Raw genomic sequence first — 19619 nt, forward strand, 5'->3', positions numbered from 1 at the left:
CAATTCTGATTAGTAAGTACGCACTTTGGGTTCAAAATGCTTCAACAGGTCGCCTTGGACGAGCTTAGGTGCCATGTTGACGTCGCGCTTACCGAGAGTCTTGGTTTTAGGCATATAAACTGAGTGCTTCAACCAGTTGGCGTCATCACGCTCGGTGAAGTCATTCCGGCTATGCGCACCACGGCTTTCACGGCGCTCATAAGCGGAGATGGCTGTTGCTTCAGCGACTTCCAGCAGGTTGTCCAGCTCCAGAGCTTCGATACGGGCTGTATTGAAGGCTTGGCTCTTGTCCTGCATGTGGGCTTGTGCAATACGGCCACGCAGATCTTGCAGCTGCTTGATGCCCTTCTCCATGTATTCACCGTCACGGAAGACACCAAAGTAGTTCTGCATGCAGTTTTGCAGCTCAGTGCGTAATGCTGGGACAGATTCACCGCCTTTAGATTCATTCCAGCGGTTCATGCGTGCCAGGGCGCTATCCAGATCAGAAGCAGAGGCTTCATCGTAGGCGATGCCTTGATCCAGTGCCTGCTCGATGTACAGACCCGCTGCACGGCCAAAGACCACCAGGTCAAGCAGTGAGTTACCGCCCAGGCGGTTGGCACCGTGAACAGAAACGCAAGCCGCTTCACCACAAGCATAGAGACCGTTAACGATGCGCTCTTGGCCGCTCTCATCAATCGTGATGGCCTGGCCGTGAATGTTGGTTGGAATCCCGCCCATCATGTAGTGGCAGGTGGGGACAACGGGGATAGGCACTTTAACAGGGTCAGCATGAGCGAAGGTTTTAGACAGTTCGCAAATACCAGGCAGACGCTTGTTGAGGACTTCTTCACCCAGGTGATCCAGCTTCAAGAAGACGTGGTCACCCTTCTCGCCACAACCGCGGCCTTCCAGGATTTCCAGTACCATTGAACGTGCGACAACATCGCGGCCAGCCAAGTCTTTTGCGTTTGGCGCATAGCGCTCCATGAAACGCTCGCCATCTTTGTTGATCAGGTAACCACCTTCACCACGGCATCCTTCGGTGACCAGTGTGCCCGCGCCGTAAATACCGGTGGGGTGGAACTGCCACATTTCCATATCCTGCATTGCAAAGCCAGCGCGCAGTGCCATGCCGATACCGTCACCAGTATTGATCAATGCATTGGTGGTCGAAGCATAGATACGACCAGCACCACCTGTCGCCAGTACAGTCGCCTTGGATTTCACGAAGACTGTTTCGCCCGTTTCGATGCAGACAGCGATACAGCCTACTACATCATCCTTCGCGTTTTTGACCAGATCAACGGCATACCATTCGTTCAAGAAGGTGGTGTTGTTTTTGACGTTGTTCTGATACAGGGTGTGGAGCAGTGCATGGCCTGTACGGTCCGCTGCGGCGCAAGTCCGTGCAGCCTGTCCGCCTTTACCAAAATCTTTTGACTGGCCACCAAAAGGACGCTGATAGATGCGGCCTTGCTCGGTGCGAGAGAAGGGCAGGCCCATGTGCTCTAGCTCGAAAACAGCCTTGGGGCCTTCGTTACACATATATTCGATCGCGTCTTGGTCACCGATATAATCAGAGCCTTTGACGGTATCGTACATGTGCCAGCGCCAATCATCGTTCGGATCATCTGATGCAATGGCACAGGTAATGCCGCCTTGAGCCGAAACCGTGTGTGAACGGGTCGGGAAGACTTTGGAAATGACAGCTGTTTTACGACCGGATTGGGCCAGTTGAAGTGCTGCACGCAAACCTGAACCGCCGCCGCCAACAATAATGGCATCAAACTCGAGAGTACGTAGCGTAGACATGGATTAAGCTCCCCACAAAACTTGAACGCCCCAGACCACATAGGCAAAGGTTGCCAGGATCACCAGGGTTTGGAAAATCAAACGCACGCCAGTATTTTTCAGATAGTCAGTGGAGACGGTCCACAGGCCTATCCAAGCATGCGCTGCGAGGGATAGCAGAGCCAGCAGCGTGAAGATACGCATGGCGGTATTTTGGAACAGGGCTTGCCAGGTGGCAAAATCCAGCTGGGAGCCGAATAAGAAGTAGCCCACCATGAACAGAGTGAAAGCCAGCAGGATGATGGCGCTGAGGCGTTGAATCAGCCAGTCAGACAAACCGCTGCGGCCAAAGTTAGTGATATTGGTTACCATACCCAGACTCCTGCCAGCAGAATAAGAACAACAGATACCAGAACAACGGCTTGTGACATTTTGTGGCCAGATTCCAGATTGACACCTATGTCAAGATCCATGATCAGGTGCTTGAAACCCGCCACGCAGTGGTAGGCCAGAGCAGAAAGCAGACCCCACAGAACGAACTTCGCCAGGAAGTTAGTTTGCAAAGTGGACTTCACAGCTTCAAAGCCTTCTGGTGAAGACAAGGAAACATCCCATGCCCAGAACAGAAAGATCAGACCAACAAACATAATCACGCCGCTAATCCGGTGTGTAATGGATGTTAGTGCCGATAAAGGTAGCTTGATCGTTGATAGATCGAGATTAACAGGTCGTTTTTTATTCACGGCTCTACACTCTTGTGTGTTTGATCGTCTTTGAAAAACCAAACGAGAATTTTAGGATGCGATTTCTTTTTAACAGTCGATCGCACTCCTCCCCCTTGTGCAGGTCGCTGATTATAGGAAGGCTCATTTGATCCTGCAATCTAGCCAAAGGTTGTGCGCTGCACCAAAATAAGCGAGTCTTAGGCAGCGGGCACCAGGCTAGGCGCAGCGCATTCTAGCAGGCTGATTCGCAAAGACCCTAGCCAAATAGCGTAATTGACAAGCTTTTAAAGACTTCTATAGTGGTGCAACTCAGTTTTAAAGACGGCAAGTGTGAGTAAAAATAAATAAGGAGGCCTTATGGCTGACAAGAAAGCAGTATTAACTATTGATGGTGTGGAGCAGAGTGTTGAGCTGCCCATTCTGGCTGGATCGACTGGGCCTGAAGTCATTGACGTCCGTGGCCTTGGTGCTACAGGCTTCTTTACCTACGACCCAGGTTTTTTAGCCACGGCCTCCTGTGAGTCCAAAATCACTTTTATTGATGGCAATCAAGGCATTTTGTTGCATCGTGGTTATCCCATCGAACAGCTCGCTGAGCATTCAGATTATATTGAGGTCTGTTATCTGCTGTTAAATGGCGAGCTGCCAACTCTGGCACAAAGGGATAAGTTTGAGAATACTATTCGTCGCCATACGATGGTGCATGAGCAGTTGACGCAGTTCTTCAAGGGCTTCCGTCGTGATGCGCACCCTATGGCCGTGATGTGTGGGGTTGTTGGTGCCTTGTCAGCCTTCTATCATGAAGCGATGGATATCAGTGATGCTTATCACCGTGAAGTTTCGGCGCACCGTCTTTTGGCAAAAATGCCGACGATTGCGGCTATGTGTTACAAGTATTCGACAGGTCAGCCCTTTGTGTACCCACGCAATGATTTGACCTATGCAGAAAACTTCCTCCATATGATGTTCGCTACACCCTGTGAAGAGTATAAGGTCAACCCTGTCTTTGCGCGGGCGATGGATCGCATCTTTATGCTGCATGCCGATCACGAGCAAAATGCATCGACTTCCACTGTGCGTTTGGCTGGCTCGACAGGTGCTAATCCTTTCGCTTGTATCGCTGCTGGTATCGCGGCCCTTTGGGGACCAGCGCATGGTGGTGCGAATGAAGCAGTCTTAACCATGCTGGATCAGATAGGTGATGAATCGCGTATCGAAGAATTTGTTGCGCGTGCTAAGGATAAGGATGATCCCTTCAAGCTGATGGGCTTTGGTCACCGCGTTTATCGTAATTTTGATCCGCGTGCGCGCGTGATGAAGAAAACCTGTGATGAAGTCCTGAATGAACTGGGCATGGCTGATGATCCTCAGCTGCGCATCGCCAAGCGTTTGGAGCAGATCGCGCTGGAAGATGATTACTTCAAATCGCGTCGTCTCTATCCGAATGTGGATTTCTACTCAGGGATTATCTTGAAAGCCATCGGTATTCCGACCAATATGTTTACTGTGATTTTTGCAATGAGTCGCACAATTGGTTGGATTTCGCACTGGAATGAGATGATCAGTAATGACTATAAAATTGGCCGTCCACGCCAGCTTTATACAGGTGCTGAGCAGCGCGATTATCCGCAAAGCTGATTTTGAGATGTGCAAAAGCCACCTTCGGGTGGCTTTTTTTCTGTTTTCTATCAAAGGAGAAGGCAATGTCGCAGCCAATAAAAACAAAAATAGAGCAGGTCGCCTTTCTGGGGCTGGGTGTGATGGGCGCACCGATGGCCGGTCATTTAGCGCAAGCCGGCCATGCTGTCTGTGTCTATAACCGAACTCAATCTAAGGCTGAGGCTTGGTTGGCTGAACATCCACAGCAGCGTTGGGCGGCCACACCGGCAGAAGCTGCAGCTGGAGCGAGCTGGTTGGTGATGTGTGTCGGTCGAGATCAGGATGTCGAACAGCTGTTGTTGGGCGAGCAGGGGGCTTTGCATCAGCTTCAAGCTGGCGCTGTCATTCTTGACCACACCACGACCTCGGCGCATCTTGCGCACAAGATGGCCGCTGCCTGTGCACAAAAGGGTGTGATCTATCTGGATGCGCCAGTTTCGGGTGGGCAGCAGGGGGCTGAGCGTGGTTGTTTGACCGTGATGGTTGGCGGAGAAGAGGCCGCTTATCGTGCCGCAGAACCGATCATGGCGGCCTATGCGGCCAATATGCGTTATATGGGCGCATCAGGTGCGGGCCAGCTGACGAAGATGGTGAATCAAATCTGCATTGCAGGCCTGGTGCAGTCCTTGGCCGAAGGCTTGCATTTTGCACAGCAGGCAGGTTTGGATCAGCAGCAGGTGATCGATGTGATCCGCCATGGTGCGGCAGGATCATGGCAAATGGAACAGCGGCATCAAACGATGATTGCTGATCAGTATGAGCATGGTTTTGCTGTTGATTGGATGCGCAAGGATCTCGGGCTCTGCCTTGAGCAGGCACGTCATATTGGCGCGCGCTTGCCTGTCGCTGCTCTGGTGGATCAGTTCTATGCGGATGTGCAGGCGCTAGGTGGTGGGCGCTGGGATACCTCGAGTCTGCTTCGACGTCTGATCTCTTGATCCTGTGTAATTTTTGGTAAGCGCTTTTGTGGCTTGCTTGCTTTTTGTAGTCCGAACAGGTATTTAATCGGGTTGTTTTTTTGAATCTTAGGGTGGGCAACAGCTAGTGGGTAACGCAGAAATGACACAGTCGCAGCAGCCGGGTACGCAAGGACAGGTCATTAAATCTCGTGAAGGGATTTATCGGCTGTTGAGCCGCCTTAAGGCCCAACATACACCGCTCAAACTGGCTTTTGATTCGGTTGCAGAGCATTACACCAGCATGATTCTTGCGGTGAACTATCAGGAAGGTTATTTCCTGATGGATGAGGTCATGCCCAGTTGGGGTGATGAGCTGATGGCCAAGGCGGTGGGCTTCTCCTTTGATAGCTTTCATGATGGTTGCAAAATGAGCGCTGAAGGCTTGCGTGCTTCAGGTCGTGCGATCAAAGATGGCAGCCCTATTTATAAGGTGGCCTTCCCGGATGCCATCGACTTTCTGCAGCGGCGCCAGTTTTACCGTGCTCCAGTGCGCTATTCGCTGAATATTCAGGTGCGCCTGGGCGTGGTGCATCCGCCCGTTGAGTATGACGAATTCAATAACCCGATCATCAAGCCGCCTGTTTGGGCCTATGAAGGCTTGCTGCGCGATCTCTCGGCGCAGGGTTGTCAGGTCGAGGTGCCTGGTGATTTGCGTGAGCAGCTGGCAAACCATACTGAGTTTGCCGATTGCGAGGTGATCTTTCCGAATGGGCATGTTATTCATCTTGGCCTGGTGGTACGCCATGTTGGTTATGATGAGAACAAGGAGCTCACTGGCTTGGGCTGCCAGTTCTTACAACTGAATCCGCGCTTGGATCGTCAGATTTCCTTTGTGGTGACTGAATTGCAGCGTGATAACGCGCGTGCCACTTCAGGTCATGCTGCCACAACGCCTGTTTCTGAGTTGTTTACGCCGCTTGAACCCAGCGCGAAGAAATCGAAGAAAGAAAAGCCAAAGGATGAGGCTGAAGAGGCGGCGGCTGGAGCAGAGCAGGATGAGGTGGATGAGCGTGATCCATCCAGTGTGCATCGCTTTGCAGTAAATGCTGTGCAGCAGCTGGTGAATCAGTTGCGTGCCAAACAGCCTTTAGCGATTCAACAAGCCTGGCGTGCGGCTGATTTGTTGCTGGAGCTATTAGAGCAGCAGCGTCAGGAGCTGATTTTGCTCACCCGTGTGCGCTCAACGCATCAGTATTTGTATGAGCACTCAGTGAGTGTCGCTGTGATGCTGGCGGATCAGGCGCTGTTTGATGTGAATAACCCCAAGTCGAGAGATAAGACTTATCTGCGCAATCTGATTTTTGCGGGCCTGTGTCATGACTTAGGCAAGGGTTTGATTCCAGAGCGGATTATTGGCAAGACAGGTAATCTGACGGAGCAGGAAGCCAAGGTGATGCATAAGCACTCTCTGCTGACGCGCGAGATACTGTCGCGCCAGCCCGGCACACCAGAGATCGCCTTGCAGGTTGCGACACAAAACTGTGAGCGCTTGGATGGCTCTGGTCATCCTGAACATTTGAAGAGTCTGTCTTTGTCTCCGATCGGAAAGCTGGCTGCGGTGATCGATGTGTTTGATGCGATGACCAATGGGCGGAGTTATCGTGCTGGTTTGCCGCATGCACTGGCCTATAAGCGCTTGTTGGGCATGGGGCAGCAATTAGAGGCATCCTGGGTGCAGCAGCTGATCAAGCGTCAGGGGATTTTTCCTATAGGTTCTCTAGTCGCCTTTGAGCAGGGGCATCTGGGCTTTGTGAAGACTCTGGATGCAGCCAACAAGCCGCAGTTAGTGCGCCTGGTCTATAACAAGCTGACCCAGCAGCCTTTGCCTTTAGAAGATATTGAGCTTGGCTCGGCACCGGCTTATGAGCGTATTGTGGCCCCTGAAGATCCAGCGAAGTATCAGCTCAGTAATCAGGTGTTGTTAGATTCACTGGGCTGATTTTCTTGGCTCGGGCGATCTTGTGCTCGAGCCTAGCTGGTTGCAGCTGTGCTTGGCGGTAGGTGTTGAGTGGGGGGCGACGTAGGATGGTGTTAAAGATAAGCGTATGATATGGCAGGCACAAAAAAACGCCATCTGGTGGCGGTGATTGAAGAACAAGTTGGAAGATCAATAAGAGAAGGAAAAGTGGCGTCCCATAGGGGGTTCGAACCCCTGTTACCGCCGTGAAAGGGCGGTGTCCTAGACCACTAGACGAATGGGACGCAAATCTTCAAAACTTTGGTGGAGCTAAGCGGGATCGAACCGCTGACCTCTTGCATGCCATGCAAGCGCTCTCCCAGCTGAGCTATAGCCCCTTTGCCTTGAAGACGGGGCGTATAATAAGCGCCGTTTTAAGCCCCGTCAACATTTTTTTATCATTTTAGCTGGTTTTTGTTTTATGCCTCAGAAGCTTGCTGCGCTGCCAAAAAGGCCTGGTAGCTCTTCTCGAACTTTTTAGTCTGCTTTTTTGAAGGCCCTTGACCTTCAGTGAGTAGATTCAAGGCATGACGCAGTCGAGCGCGGCTCATATCTGGGCCCAGAATGACCATGGCATCCAGCACCGAAGTCGAGCTGGTGCTCCCTGCAATCGCCATAAAGACAGGCTGCAAATAATCCTTCATCTTCATGCCCGCATGCTGACTCAGCGCCTTGATGCTTTGCATCAGCTTGTCTTTGTTCCATTCACGCAGTTGATCCGCTTCCCAAACCAGCAACTGCATCTGCTCGATCAGGTCAATATTCTCGGGCCATTTGAGTCCGGTGAGATCTTCGGCGCGGATGGCGGGCATCCCAGAGAAGAAGTAGGCCGCCAAAGGCGCGACATCGGAGAGCTTTTCAATGCGTGGGCGGAGCTGTGGCATGATTTGGCGCACATAGTCCTGATTGAAGGCCCACTGCATCAATGCTTGGATCAGTTGATCGTCACTGAGATCTTCACGCAGATAGAGGCCATTCAGCCAGCTGAGCTTATCAACATCAAAGACCGGGCCGCCAAGAGAAACGCGCTGAATATCAAAATGGGCGATCATTTCGTCCAGGCTGAACTTTTCTTGCTCATCCGGCATCGACCAGCCCATGCGACCTAGATAGTTAATCAAGGCTTGTGGCAGATAGCCCATACGCTGATAAAAGGTGATCGAGGTTGGATTCTTGCGCTTAGAAAGCTTGGACTTGTCAGGATTGCGCAGCAGCGGTAGATGACAGAGGACGGGCATCTCCCAGCCAAAATATTCATACAGCAGCTTATGCTTGGGCGCGGAGTTGATCCACTCTTCACCACGCAGCACATGGGTGATCTGCATCAGATGATCATCGACCACATTGGCGAGATGGTAGGTGGGCATGCCATCCGATTTGAGCAGAATCTGGGCATCCACCATGCTCCAGTCCAGCTCGATCTTGCCACGCAAGAGATCATCGATCTCGCACACGCCTTCTTCTTCAGGCACCAGCATACGCACAACATAAGGGGCGTGGGCAGCCTCGCGACGCGCCACTTCATCCGCAGGCAGCGCGAGGTCAGAAGGCTTGAGTGCTGTCGATTGTCCTGCTAGCTGACGTTCACGACGCAGTGCGTCGAGCTCTTCAGCGGTGCGATAGCATTTAAAGGCCTTGCCAGCATCGAGCAGCTGCTGAGCATACTGGGCGTAGATTTCACGACGCTCACTTTGGCGATAAGGACCAAAATCGCCGCCCTTGTCTGGACCTTCATCCCAATCGAGGCCAAGCCAGCGCAGCGAATCAAAAATCTGCTGCTCTGAAGCCTGGGTTGAGCGCTGCTGGTCTGTGTCTTCAATACGCAGAATAAACTGCCCTTGATGCTGGCGCGCAAAGCAGAGATTGAACAGGGCAATATAGGCCGTGCCCACATGGGGGTCACCGGTTGGAGAAGGGGCGATACGCGTGCGTACAGTCATACTGAGAGCATCCTCATTCAAGCAAAAAGGGGTTGGTCGGGCGAGTGGGCTCACGAGCAAGCACGACCAAGAAACGACAGGCTGATTATACCTGAAAAGAGCAGCGGCACCTGCTGTCTCGATGTGAGTCAGGCTTGGTGTCAAAAGATCAGCCTTCTGTTTGGATCGATGTCTAAAGCAATGGTCCTGTTAACTGCGACAATACGCCACCTTCACGCCGCTGATGTTTTTTTAGACAATAGCCCTCGGTTTGAAGAGGTCTTTGTCTGTTATCACCTCCTTAAGTTAGCGACAAACAGCGGAAGTTTGTCCTACTCACTTGCTTGATTGAGCGACCACTGCGCCCCCCTGTAGTGGTCGTTTTTTTATGTCCTTTTTTCTTTTTACGCCTTTTTCTTCTACAATAGCGCTCCTTTTGTAGCCTGCTGAGGACACTCATGTCGCACCTTGCTTGGGCTGGTCAGGCCTATCCTGCTTTTTCAGTGGCCCCGATGCTGGATGTCACCGATCGCCATTTTCGTTATTTTTTGCGCCTGTTAAGCCGCCAGACGCTTCTCTATAGTGAGATGGTGACCACTGGGGCGCTCTTGTACGGCAAGCAGCCTGAACGCTACTTGGATTTTTCTGCTGAAGAACAGCCCGTCGCACTTCAGCTAGGAGGCAGTGATCCCAAGGCTTTGGCTGAGTGCGCGCAGCGTGCTGAGCAGTGGGGCTATGCTGAGGTCAATCTGAATGTGGGCTGTCCAAGTGATCGAGTGCAAAATAATAAAATTGGTGCTTGCTTGATGGCTGAGCCAGTTTTGGTGGCGGCGTGCTTTCAGGCGATGCAGGCCGCCACCTCCTTACCGGTGACCATCAAGTGCCGCATTGGTATTGATGATCAGGACGAATATCAGCATCTAGAAGATTTTATCACGCAGGTTGCAGCGGCTGGCTGCCAGATTTTTATCGTGCATGCCCGTAAGGCATGGTTAAAGGGTTTGTCGCCCAAAGAAAACCGCGAAGTGCCGCCACTGAACTATCAGCGGGTTTATCAGCTCAAGCGTGAGCATCCTGATTTGGTGATCGCGCTGAATGGCGGGCTGACCGATCTCGATCAGTGTCAGACAGCGCTTGAGCAGGTTGACAGCGTGATGTTGGGGCGTGCCATCTGGCAGCATCCTTGGTTGCTGGCACAGGTGGATGCGCAGATTTTTGCTGGCCCTGAATCCTCCTTGACGCAGCATCAGGCGATACAGGCTTATCTGCCCTATGTTGAGCAGCGTTTGTTGGCTGGAGATCGTTTTAATCCAATGCTGCGCCCTTTGCTTGGCGTTTTTCAGGGTGTGCGTGGTGCCAAGCAGTTTCGTCGCTATTTAAGTGAGCAGGGACACCGCGCTGGTGCTGGGCCTGAGGTGATTGAGCAGGCGCTGGCACTGGTGCCTTCCTCACTAGACTGATGGTTGATCTTCTGTGGGAGATCAAGCAGAGTAAGTCCTCGCTGGAAGTGCTGATTTCCAGTCTTTCACAGAGGAGAGTGTGGTGGATTCAAAACTAGAGCAACTCAAAAAGATGACGCTGGTCGTTGCGGATACAGGTGATTTAGCCGCGATCCAGCGTTATCAGCCTCAAGATGCAACAACCAATCCTTCATTGATTTTGAAAGCGCTGACATTAGAGGCCTATCAGCCATTATTAGCCCAGGCTCGTGCTCAGCAGGGTGTACCCTTATATGATGCCTTTGCCGCTCTGGTCGCCGTGCAGATCCAGCAACAGGTGCCTGGCTATGTCTCGGTTGAAGTCGATGCACGGACTTCCTATTCAGTGGAGGCCAGTCGGGCACGCGCCCATCAGCTGATCGAGCTGATACAGCGCGCTGGAGGTGATCCCAAGCGCATTTTGATTAAGTTGGCAGCCACTTGGGAAGGGATACAGGCAGCGGCAGCGCTGGAACAAGAGGGCATAGCTTGTAACCTCACCTTGTTGTTTGGCCAAGAACAGGCCAAGGCTTGCGCCGATGCCGGTGTGACCCTGACTTCTCCATTTGTTGGGCGGATTCTGGATTGGTATCAGGCGCGTTATCCTGAGCAGGATTGGTCAGGTGAGCGTGATCCAGGTGTGCAGTCGGTCAGAAAGATTTATCGGGAGTATAAGGCGCAAGGCTATGCCACCATTATTATGGGTGCCAGTTTTCGCAATCTGAGCCAGATTGAGCTGCTCGCCGGTTGTGATCGTCTGACTCTCGCGCCGGCTCTCCTCGAAGCCTTGGCGCAAGAACATGCCCCCTTAGCCACTCAGTTAGGTGCCGTGCCGGTAGAAGAACGTCGCCCTGTCTTAAGCGAAGCGCTGTTTCGCCAGCAATTGGCTGATCATCAAATGGCGCAGGAAAAGTTGCAAGAAGGGATCGCGCTGTTTTCAGCTGATTTGGAAAAAGTGGAAGCTGTTTTGGCGCAAGCCTGATGCATGTCTGCCCTCAGTGGATTATTGAGGGCAGTTCTCAAGTGCCTGCACCACGCTTTGGAAGATTTCTTTGTTTTGCTCGTTCATCGACATTAAGGTGCGATGTGCCTCCAGCACCTGCTGGTGGATTCCTGCTTCTGAGCCAGCCAGTTGTGGCACCTCTTGCAACTCTTCTATTCGTGTGGCCGGGTGCTCCATCATCAAAAAATACTGAGCAAAGCCCATCGAGTTGAGCAGATAGGTAATATCAGGGTTGGATGAGATAATACTAGGCTGCATCAAGCCCAGACTCTTGGCTTTGATGGCGATTTTGGCGAGGAGCCCCAGTGTTGTGCTGTCCAAATTATCGGCCAGCGTGAGGTCGATAATGATGGAGTGCACCTCTTGGTCACCAAACATCTGCTGAAAGAGACCATCCAGCGTACAGCAGAGCGTCAGGCGCACATCTCCAACCAGTTTCAACACATAGGTCTGCTGGCTTTTGGCGGCAAGTAATTTACCTGTTTGCATTGGGTTGTGCACTCACAGTCATCAAGGTGACGTCATCTGGCCAATCATCTGCTGAGCCGGGCAGGGCGTCAAGAAGTGTGACCAGTTCGCCCTCAGCCTGCTCTATTCTTCTGAACCACTCTTCCTGCCTGGCCTCTAGCCCCTTGCCAGGCAAAACTTCTAGGATGCCATCGGTTGCCAGACACAGGCGACTTGCTGGTGTCCAGTCGCAAAGCTGCTCATGATACTCAGCCTCGGGAAATAAGCCAACAGGCTGATCACGCCCTGCCAGTGGCCGAGCTTGCCCAGCTTCGAGTAATAAAGGTGGGGGCAGATGCGCAGCATTGGTATAGGTGAGCTGTCCTTTGGCTGTATCCAGGCAACCTAAGACCAGTGTCATGTGTTTTTCCAGGCCCGATTGGATCAGCTCGCGGTTGATGCGTGCACAGAGTCGGGCGGGGCTGGCTTGATCCTCTAAGGCATAGCGGTTGATCAGATACTTGAGCAGTATAGTCACAAAGGCAGAGGATGCGCCATGGCCGGACACATCGGCCAGATAAAACATCACACGTTGCTGATCCAGCGCCCAAAAGTCGATGAAATCGCCGGAAAGGTAGAGCGAAGGGCGCATCCAGTAGTGCAATTGCAATCCAAGATGGCAGGTGCCATTGGCAGGGAGCAGGCGCTGTTGTACCAGATAGCCAGCTTCTTGATCTTGGCGCAGCAAACCGAGCTCAGTTTTGAGATCGATATTTTCTTGCTCCAGTCTGGCGATCTGTTCCATTCGGTTCATACTGACCTCAATTGGGCATGCATCGCTGTGTCGCGACTAAAAGTCGTCGAAGTTAAAGTCTTGATCGAGGAAGGGGTCCTGATCTAAGACACCATCTCGAATTAAAAAATAACGACGTTGCAGATAAGCATCGCGAATAAAACTATAGAGATCTCCGCGAATCAAGCTTTCGGCCTCGATAAAATCAGCGCGCAGCTGGACGAGGTACAAGCCGCCTGTGGCATAGCGCTGCGTTGCATCATCGATATGACTGATGGGATTGAGCCAGTATTCGACAGGAAGTGCAAGACTATGTGTGAGGGTTTGTCCGCCAATAAAAGGCCAGACAATATAAGGTCCTTGAGGTACGCCCCAGACATTCAGCGTTTGGCCAAAATCCTCTAGGCTGGTTTCTAGTCCAAGGGGGGTGGCCACATCCAGTAGCCCAGCAATGCCCAAGGTCGAGTTGATCAGAAAACGCCCTGTATCTCGCCCTGCTGCACCAGGCTTGCCTTGCAGCAGGTTATTGGTGAGATGAGCGGGTTCACGTAGGTTACTGAAGAAATTTTTGACGCCGCGCTGGGCAAAATCAGGCAGTGCCCAGCGGTAGAACTCGGCTGTGGGTTTAAATAGATAGGTATCAAACTGCTCATTAAACGCAAACACGCGGCGGTTCCAGCGCTCGTAAGGGTCCTGAGGATGCACTGGATCCACATCTTCCCAAGCCGCATCATCAGCTTGAGGGAGAGCAGGAGGGGCGCTGGCACAGCCACTGAGCCAGATTAGGCTCAGTAGTGTCGCCCATAGCAGCTTGTTCATCAAAGTGCGCGTTTTCTCACCAGCAAGCAGCCTGCTGAGTAGCCTGCACCAAAGGAGCAGATCACACCTATGGCACCTGCTGCCAGATCATCACGATGCAGGTGGAAGGCAATGATGGATCCAGCTGAGCTGGTATTGGCATAGCGATCCAGAATCACGGGGGCTTCTTGAGCGGTGGCCTCGCGTCCAAGCACACGCTTGGAAATCAGCAGGTTCATGCTCAGGTTGGCTTGATGCAACCAGAGGCGGCTGAGCTGCTGTGGCTCTAAGGCTTCTTGTGCTAACTGCTGCACGATCATCTCCGCCACCATTGGGCAGACTTCTTTAAAGACCTTGCGCCCTTCTTGCTTAAACAGCTTGTCGCTCTGTTGCGCATTGGCCTCATCGCAGCGGTTTAAAAAACCAGCATTATTACGAATATTGTTAGAAAACTGGGTGATCAGCTTGGAAGAAAAGACCTCAAACTGTTCTGCCGCTTGGGCAAGGTCGGCATCTTCTAAAATGACGGCAGTGCAGGCATCACCAAAGATAAAGTGGCTATCGCGATCGCGGAAATTGAGGTGGGCGGTACAGATCTCTGGATTGACCATCAACACACGGCGCGCCTGACCAGCCTGAATCGCATTCACACCAGTCTGGATACCAAAGGTCGCGCTGGAGCAGGCCACGTTCATATCAAATGCATAGCCAGAAGTACCGAGCTGCTGTTGTACCTCAATGGCCACCGCAGGATAGGCTCTTTGCAGGTTGGAGCAGGCCACGATGACCAGATCAATCTGATCTGCGCTCAAACCAGCTTGCGTGAGAGCCTGCTGTGCGGCAGCGACGGCCATTTCAGCTTGAATACTGGGCTGATCATTGCTGCGTTCTGCCAAAAAAGGCTTCATACGCTGTGGGTCAAGGATGCCTGCCTTGTCCATCACATAGCGGCTTTGGATGCCGGAGGCTTTTTCAATAAAGGCGGCATCAGAAAGAGGCTGGGCTACCAGAGTACCGGCAGCGATCTCTTGTGCATGCTGTTGATTCCAGTCTTCGGCCCATTGGTTAAAGCTGATCACCAGCTCTTGATTGGAAATGGCCTCTGAAGGGGTGTATAGCCCTGTACCGCTAATTACAACACTGGTCATAAGGATCTCTTTATTGGTCACGCGCTCTCGCTGAGCGAGATGGCTCATCTGCGACTGGTGCTGTACGAGCCAGCTCGACCAGCCATTCAAGTATCAGTGGATAATAATCGTCTTCAGCTGCTTGTTCTAGGCAGAGCTGGGTGGCTTTGTAGTTGCGTTGATTGCCAACATGGCGGCCGAGCTTAATTAAGCGGCCATTATGCTCACCTAAATCAAACATGAATGCACGCGCATCGGCATCGCTGGCCCGCCAAGCATGCGCCAGACTGGCAAAATAAAGGCTAGGTGGCCAGTTTAGCTGTTGAATAGCGGCGTGGTAATCAAAACCTTCATCATCAACCCAAGGCGATTTTAGCCAGTTTAATGCATCTTGGTAATACTGGCGACCTTCATTGCAACGCCCGACCTTGAGGTTGACCGCTGGGACATAACCTAGCAGGTTGGAGAGAAATTTGAGTCCGCGCTCATGGAGCCAATTGATCCAAAGATGCTTGAGTCGACCGGCTGCCTGGAGCTCGCGCAATGGGCTAAAGTGCACCATGCCAAGGATCCGCTCTAGATCCTCAGGGTGGCGGGCCAGATAGCTGCTCAGCAGCAGGCAGCCGAGCCCTTGTCCCATCCAGATGGCAGGTTGGGGCTGAGCGCGTTTATGCATGGCGCGTACCAAGGCAGGCAGGTCTTCATTGAGCACCTGCTTGAGGCTGAAGTCCTGATTTTTAAGAAGCTTGGGATGGACCCGACGCAGGCGCAGCTCGCCCAGATACACGTCATAGCCTTCGCGCGCCAGCACATAGGCCAGACCAGAGCGATTGTGATGATCAAAAAAAGTATTGGCATCATCCATCAGGCCGTGGAGTAAAAAAACGGCTCGACCTGGTGTTTGTGCAGGGTAAAGACGAATCAACTGGGCCATTTGTTGATTGGGTAGTGGCACAGTAATGCGTTCTTCAATAATCGATGGCTGCGTCTTACGCGCTGGCATAAAGAGAGATTCCTTGTTCAATAGACTGATTATCCCACTTCAGTGCGGCGAGATAAACCTTCCTCGATGAGCTGCCGGTCTTGGCAGGCTAGCCTTGCAGCTCTTTCCAGAGCTGTTTAAGCCTCTTCTCTGAGACAGGCTGGCTGGTCCCGAGTTGCTGGGCATAGAGAGAAACACGGTATTCCTCCAGTAACCAACGGTAGTTGAGGAGCGCCTCGGTTAGCTGGCCCTGTTGCTGAGCCTGCTGGTAGCGTGTCTCCCAAGCCTGCCAGAGTCCCTCAATTTCTTGAGCAAAGTGTTGATCTCGGCGTGGATCACGTGCTGCTTTTTCAAGTCGTAGCGTGATGGCGCGCAGGTAGCGAGGATAATGCTGAATCCAGCGTCCGGCATCCCAGAGAAAGCCTGGATAAAACAAGCGCGCGAGCTGTTGGCGGATATCTTGATAGCTGAGTGCAACCGAGAGGGGCATCTTGCCCTTGATCTGTGCCGCCAGCGGAACCTGTGCGCTCAAAGCGGCATGGGCTTGCTGAGCGAGGCTGGTGGCTTGCGGCACCCACAAGGGCGAGTAAGTATCCAGCCAGTGCTGCCAGTCTGGCAAGGTGCGTGGCCAAGCCGTCGCTGGCTGGTCAATGAAGGTCTGACGCAGGCTGGTATCGAGTAGATCATCCAATAGGGCCTGTCGTGGTCCGATTTTGGTGAACATCAGGCTGAGTTCAGACCAGCCAGGCAGTTGGCTGCTGAGGTACTTCTCTTTTTGCGTCAGACTCAAGCGCATCAAACGGACTAAGCCTTTGAGGTAGGCCTGCTGGGCTTTGGCCTGAGTATCAAAGAGCTGAATACCGACACTGCTGCCCTCATCGACTAAAGCCGGGAAGGCTTGCAGGATAATACCGGCTTGAGACTGCTCGATCTTCTCCGGCAGGGCCTCCCAATCCCAGGACTGATGCCCCGAGGTATTGATACCTTGTTGATCCAGTGCCTGAGTATGTGCCGCCGCCTCGCGCGCAAAGCGTTGGCGTAGGGCGGCAAGATCTCGACCCTGACCCAGCAGGCGCCCTTTGGCATCGACAACCTTAAAGTTCATCTGAAGATGCGCTGGCAGCGCAATGGGCGTCCACAAGTCTGCTGGGATTTTGACTCCTGTTGTACGGTAGAAAAAGTGGCCGAGCGCTTCACCGAGCGGCAGTGCATCCGCTGTCAGCGCTTCTAGCGCCGCTTGCACATAATTGGGCAGGGGAACAAAGTTCTTACGCCATTGCTTAGGCAGGCCACGCATCAGCGTGAGGCATTTTTCTTCTAGCAGGCCAGGCACCAGCCATTCAAGGCGAGCTTCAGGGAGCTGATTGAGCATGGCTGCGGGGAGTGTCAGGCTGACACCATCGTCTTCTTCGCCGGGCGCAAAGTGATAGCTCAGCGGCCAGGCGATGCCTTCCCAGACCAGTTGATCAGGAAACGCCACGGCGGTGACTTCATCCGCACTGCGGGCGAGCAGATCCTCTTTGGTTAAAAAGAGGTGTTGTGCGGGTTGCTGGCGCTGCCACTGTTCGAAATCAACGCCACGGTGCAGGTGCTCCGGTAAGCGTTGGTCATAAAAATCATAGAGTAGCTGATCATCGACCAAGATATCGCGTTTTCTGGCCTTATCCTCCAGTTCGCTGACTTCATTCAGCAGTGCCTGATTATGGCGCATGAAGGGCGCACGGGTGACATACTCACCCTCGACCAGCGCGGAGCGGATAAAAATCTCGCGTGCCTCAACTGGATTGATCACACCATAATCGACCTTGCGTTGCTGGACCAGCGGCAGGCCAAACAGCAGCACCTTCTCAAGTGCCACAACACGTGCGGCTTTTTTCTCCCAATGGGGATCAGCATGACTTTTTTTGATCAGATGGGCGGCGAGAGGCTCAGCCCAAGCTGGGTCGATTTTGGCCACAAGGCGCGCATAAAGACGTGAGGTTTCGACCAGCTCATAAGCCAGAATCCATTTTGGTGGCTTTTTGCTGATTTTGGAGCTGGGATGAATAAAAAAGCGCTTCTGGCGCGCACCTAAATACTCCTTGTTTTCCTGCAAAAAGCCCAGATGAGAAAGCAGGCCCGCCAGCAGTGCCTGATGGATGGCCGCATAGTTGGCTGGCTGAGTGTTTTCGACCAGCCCCATTTCTTTGCAGACCAGCTTGAGCTGGCGGTGGGTATCGCGCCATTCACGCATCCGCATAAAAGATAAAAAGCGCTTCTGGCTTTCTTTGCGCAGTTGATTGCTGGAGAGATCCTGACGCAGCTGCTCATAGCCTTGCCAAAGGTTGAGTAGCGCAACAAAATCAGAGTCTTCATCCTTCCATTCACTATGGGCTTGATCGGCGGCCTGCTGTTTGTCTGCTGGACGCTCACGCGGGTCTTGCAGATTCAGGACGGAGACCAGGATCAGCACTTCATGCAAGCTGCCAAGTTGGTGAGCCTGAAGCAGCATTTTGGCCAGACGGGGGTCAATCGGCAGGCGCGCCATCTGTTGGCCGATACGCGTGAGTTGATAGCGGGCATCGACGGCCCCCAGCTCAAAGAGGAGGCGCAATCCATCCTTGATAAAGCGTGGGTCGGGTGCTTCAACAAAAGGAAAGTCTTCAATAGAGCCGAGCTTGAGTGCCAGTAGTTGCAGAATCACCGCCGCCAGATTGGTGCGACGTATCTCTGGCTCAGTAAATTCAGGTCGTGCGAGAAAATCTTCTTCGCTATAGAGGCGAAAGCACACCCCTTCGGCAATCCGGCCGCAGCGTCCTGCACGTTGGCGCGCACTGGCTTGCGCAATGGGCTCGATAGGTAAGCGCTGCACGCCAGCGCGATAGCTGTAGCGACTCATGCGCGCCACACCGGTATCGATGACATAGCGGATACCCGGCACGGTCAGAGAGGTTTCAGCGACATTGGTGCTCAGAATGACTCGCCGATGAGCGGCCAGATGAAAGACCTTATGCTGCTCGGTAGCCGGTAGCCGTGCATAGAGCGGCAATATCTCCATCTCTTTCAGCTGCCCCGCACCTTGTTGGCGGCGCAGAAAATGGGCCAGCTCGCGAATTTCTCGCTCACCAGATAAAAACACCAGGACATCGCGTGGCCCATGCTGCCATCCGCGTTCGCGCTCAAGTTGTTGGATTTCACGCAGCGCTTGTGCGACACCTTCTTGTTGAGTCAAATCCTCACTGTCGGGATCGTCTCTGACCAGGGGGCGATAGACCAGCTCAACGGGATAGGTTCGTCCAGAAACTTGAATCACTGGTGCCTGATTGAAGTGTGCAGCAAAACGCTCGACATCAATGGTCGCTGAGGTGATGATGACTTTCAGATCTGGTCTTTTAGGCAGGATGCGTTTGATGTAGCCAAGTAGAAAGTCAATATTCAGGCTGCGTTCATGGGCTTCATCAATAATCAGCACTTCATAGGCATTCAGATAGGGATCACGCTGCGTTTCAGCCAGCAAAATACCATCGGTCATCAGCTTGATAAGTGTGCGCTCACTACGCTGATCCTGAAAGCGTACCTGATAACCCACCTGCTCACCGAGCGGGACGCTCAACTCTTCAGCCACCCTTTCAGCTACAGAACGCGCGGCCAAACGACGTGGCTGAGTATGGCCGATCAGTCCGCGTGCTCCCAAGCCCAGTTCAAGGCAGATTTTGGGCAGCTGAGTGGTTTTGCCTGATCCGGTTTCCCCAGCCACGACCACTACCTGATGTTCGCTCAGGGCCTTTTTGATCGTCTCACGCTGTTCACTCACGGGCAGGTCAGGATAGTCCCAGCGAGGCCAGCTGGCACGACGCTGCGTGACCTGTGCGCAGGAGGCCTCAAGCCGCTGCTCCCAGGCAGTGCGCTGTTCGGGTGTCTTGAGACGGCGTTGCTGGCGCAGCAGTGCATAGCGATCTTGGATCAAGCAGGCATTCAAGCGTGGATCTTTAGGCATGGTTTCTATCTGAATAAACA

General features: G+C 52.9%; 15 protein-coding genes and 2 tRNA genes. 5 read left to right on the forward strand and 12 right to left on the reverse strand.

Translation table 11 applies throughout. The features are described from left to right. Positions 1–9: 9 nt before the first annotated feature. From sdhA to sdhC, 3 genes are read right to left on the reverse strand one after another with little or no spacing between them, the layout of a single operon-like run. Positions 10–1797, reverse strand: a complete 1788-nt coding sequence (gene sdhA / locus V6U78_RS09025) for a succinate dehydrogenase flavoprotein subunit (RefSeq protein ID WP_405339612.1) — start codon at positions 1795–1797, stop codon at positions 10–12. 3 nt (positions 1798–1800) lie between these two features. Continuing rightward, positions 1801–2148 carry a succinate dehydrogenase, hydrophobic membrane anchor protein gene (gene sdhD, locus V6U78_RS09030; protein ID WP_405339614.1) on the reverse strand — a complete coding sequence of 116 codons (348 nt, stop codon included), beginning with the start codon at positions 2146–2148 and terminating at the stop codon, positions 1801–1803. Continuing rightward, positions 2142–2519 carry a succinate dehydrogenase, cytochrome b556 subunit gene (gene sdhC, locus V6U78_RS09035; protein ID WP_405339616.1) on the reverse strand — a complete coding sequence of 126 codons (378 nt, stop codon included), beginning with the start codon at positions 2517–2519 and terminating at the stop codon, positions 2142–2144. Before sdhC ends, sdhD begins: the two co-directional genes overlap by 7 nt. A gap of 339 nt (positions 2520–2858) precedes the next feature. Between sdhC and gltA the strand changes: the two genes are divergently transcribed. From gltA to V6U78_RS09050, 3 genes are all read left to right on the forward strand, one after another. Continuing rightward, entirely contained in the window at positions 2859–4139 is a 1281-nt protein-coding gene (gene gltA, locus V6U78_RS09040; protein WP_405339618.1) for a citrate synthase, read from the forward strand. 65 nt (positions 4140–4204) lie between these two features. Further along, positions 4205–5098, forward strand: a complete 894-nt coding sequence (locus V6U78_RS09045) for an NAD(P)-dependent oxidoreductase (RefSeq protein ID WP_405339620.1) — start codon at positions 4205–4207, stop codon at positions 5096–5098. 106 nt (positions 5099–5204) lie between these two features. Then, positions 5205–7058, forward strand: a complete 1854-nt coding sequence (locus tag V6U78_RS09050; protein ID WP_405339622.1) for an HD domain-containing phosphohydrolase — start codon at positions 5205–5207, stop codon at positions 7056–7058. 187 nt (positions 7059–7245) lie between these two features. On the opposite strand, the gene V6U78_RS09055 is transcribed toward V6U78_RS09050, so the two are convergent. From V6U78_RS09055 to gltX, 3 genes are all read right to left on the reverse strand, one after another. Beyond that, positions 7246–7321, reverse strand: a tRNA-Glu gene (locus V6U78_RS09055). A 17-nt stretch (positions 7322–7338) separates the two neighbouring features. Then, positions 7339–7414, reverse strand: a tRNA-Ala gene (locus tag V6U78_RS09060). 81 nt (positions 7415–7495) lie between these two features. After that, entirely contained in the window at positions 7496–9016 is a 1521-nt protein-coding gene (gene gltX / locus V6U78_RS09065; protein WP_405339624.1) for a glutamate--tRNA ligase, read from the reverse strand. 437 nt (positions 9017–9453) lie between these two features. Here gltX and dusA point away from each other — a divergent pair, with 437 nt between their 5' ends. Together dusA and V6U78_RS09075 are read left to right on the forward strand one after the other, a co-directional pair. After that, entirely contained in the window at positions 9454–10455 is a 1002-nt protein-coding gene (dusA, locus tag V6U78_RS09070) for a tRNA dihydrouridine(20/20a) synthase DusA (protein ID WP_405339626.1), read from the forward strand. Between the two features lie 82 nt (positions 10456–10537). Further along, on the forward strand, positions 10538–11455 hold the full coding sequence (locus V6U78_RS09075; RefSeq protein WP_405339628.1) for a transaldolase family protein: 918 nt from the start codon (positions 10538–10540) through the stop codon (positions 11453–11455). Between the two features lie 21 nt (positions 11456–11476). On the opposite strand, the gene V6U78_RS09080 is transcribed toward V6U78_RS09075, so the two are convergent. The 6 genes from V6U78_RS09080 to hrpA all read right to left on the reverse strand — a co-directional run bounded on the left by V6U78_RS09080 (position 11477) and on the right by hrpA (position 19599). Next, positions 11477–11965: an STAS domain-containing protein gene (locus V6U78_RS09080; protein WP_405339630.1), complete on the reverse strand. Its 489-nt coding sequence runs from the start codon at positions 11963–11965 to the stop codon at positions 11477–11479. After that, positions 11952–12737 (reverse strand): PP2C family protein-serine/threonine phosphatase, encoded by a 786-nt coding sequence (locus V6U78_RS09085; protein ID WP_405339632.1) that lies wholly within the window; start codon positions 12735–12737, stop codon positions 11952–11954. Before V6U78_RS09085 ends, V6U78_RS09080 begins: the two co-directional genes overlap by 14 nt. Before the next feature lie 36 nt (positions 12738–12773). Then, positions 12774–13535: an MlaA family lipoprotein gene (locus V6U78_RS09090; RefSeq protein WP_405339634.1), complete on the reverse strand. Its 762-nt coding sequence runs from the start codon at positions 13533–13535 to the stop codon at positions 12774–12776. Then, complete coding sequence (locus tag V6U78_RS09095; RefSeq protein WP_405339636.1) at positions 13535–14662, reverse strand: beta-ketoacyl-ACP synthase III; 1128 nt, start codon at positions 14660–14662, stop codon at positions 13535–13537. Before V6U78_RS09095 ends, V6U78_RS09090 begins: the two co-directional genes overlap by 1 nt. Positions 14663–14672: 10 nt before the next feature. Then, positions 14673–15644: a hypothetical protein gene (locus V6U78_RS09100; protein ID WP_405339638.1), complete on the reverse strand. Its 972-nt coding sequence runs from the start codon at positions 15642–15644 to the stop codon at positions 14673–14675. Between the two features lie 88 nt (positions 15645–15732). Continuing rightward, on the reverse strand, positions 15733–19599 hold the full coding sequence (hrpA, locus tag V6U78_RS09105) for an ATP-dependent RNA helicase HrpA (protein ID WP_405339640.1): 3867 nt from the start codon (positions 19597–19599) through the stop codon (positions 15733–15735). Between the last annotated feature and the right edge of the window lie 20 nt (positions 19600–19619).

This window comes from Marinospirillum alkalitolerans (assembly GCF_045055655.1).
GTDB lineage: Bacteria > Pseudomonadota > Gammaproteobacteria > Pseudomonadales > Halomonadaceae > Marinospirillum > Marinospirillum alkalitolerans.

Coding starts and splice junctions, on each gene's coding strand:
- sdhD (WP_405339614.1), bottom strand. CDS start 2,148: ATGGTAACCAATATCACTAACTTTGGCCGCAGCGGTTTGTCTGACTGG.
- V6U78_RS09090 (WP_405339634.1), bottom strand. CDS start 13,535: ATGAACAAGCTGCTATGGGCGACACTACTGAGCCTAATCTGGCTCAGT.
- V6U78_RS09045 (WP_405339620.1), top strand. CDS start 4,205: ATGTCGCAGCCAATAAAAACAAAAATAGAGCAGGTCGCCTTTCTGGGG.
- V6U78_RS09100 (WP_405339638.1), bottom strand. CDS start 15,644: ATGCCAGCGCGTAAGACGCAGCCATCGATTATTGAAGAACGCATTACT.
- dusA (WP_405339626.1), top strand. CDS start 9,454: ATGTCGCACCTTGCTTGGGCTGGTCAGGCCTATCCTGCTTTTTCAGTG.
- V6U78_RS09080 (WP_405339630.1), bottom strand. CDS start 11,965: ATGCAAACAGGTAAATTACTTGCCGCCAAAAGCCAGCAGACCTATGTG.
- gltX (WP_405339624.1), bottom strand. CDS start 9,016: ATGACTGTACGCACGCGTATCGCCCCTTCTCCAACCGGTGACCCCCAT.
- V6U78_RS09085 (WP_405339632.1), bottom strand. CDS start 12,737: ATGAACCGAATGGAACAGATCGCCAGACTGGAGCAAGAAAATATCGAT.
- V6U78_RS09095 (WP_405339636.1), bottom strand. CDS start 14,662: ATGACCAGTGTTGTAATTAGCGGTACAGGGCTATACACCCCTTCAGAG.
- sdhA (WP_405339612.1), bottom strand. CDS start 1,797: ATGTCTACGCTACGTACTCTCGAGTTTGATGCCATTATTGTTGGCGGC.
- gltA (WP_405339618.1), top strand. CDS start 2,859: ATGGCTGACAAGAAAGCAGTATTAACTATTGATGGTGTGGAGCAGAGT.
- hrpA (WP_405339640.1), bottom strand. CDS start 19,599: ATGCCTAAAGATCCACGCTTGAATGCCTGCTTGATCCAAGATCGCTAT.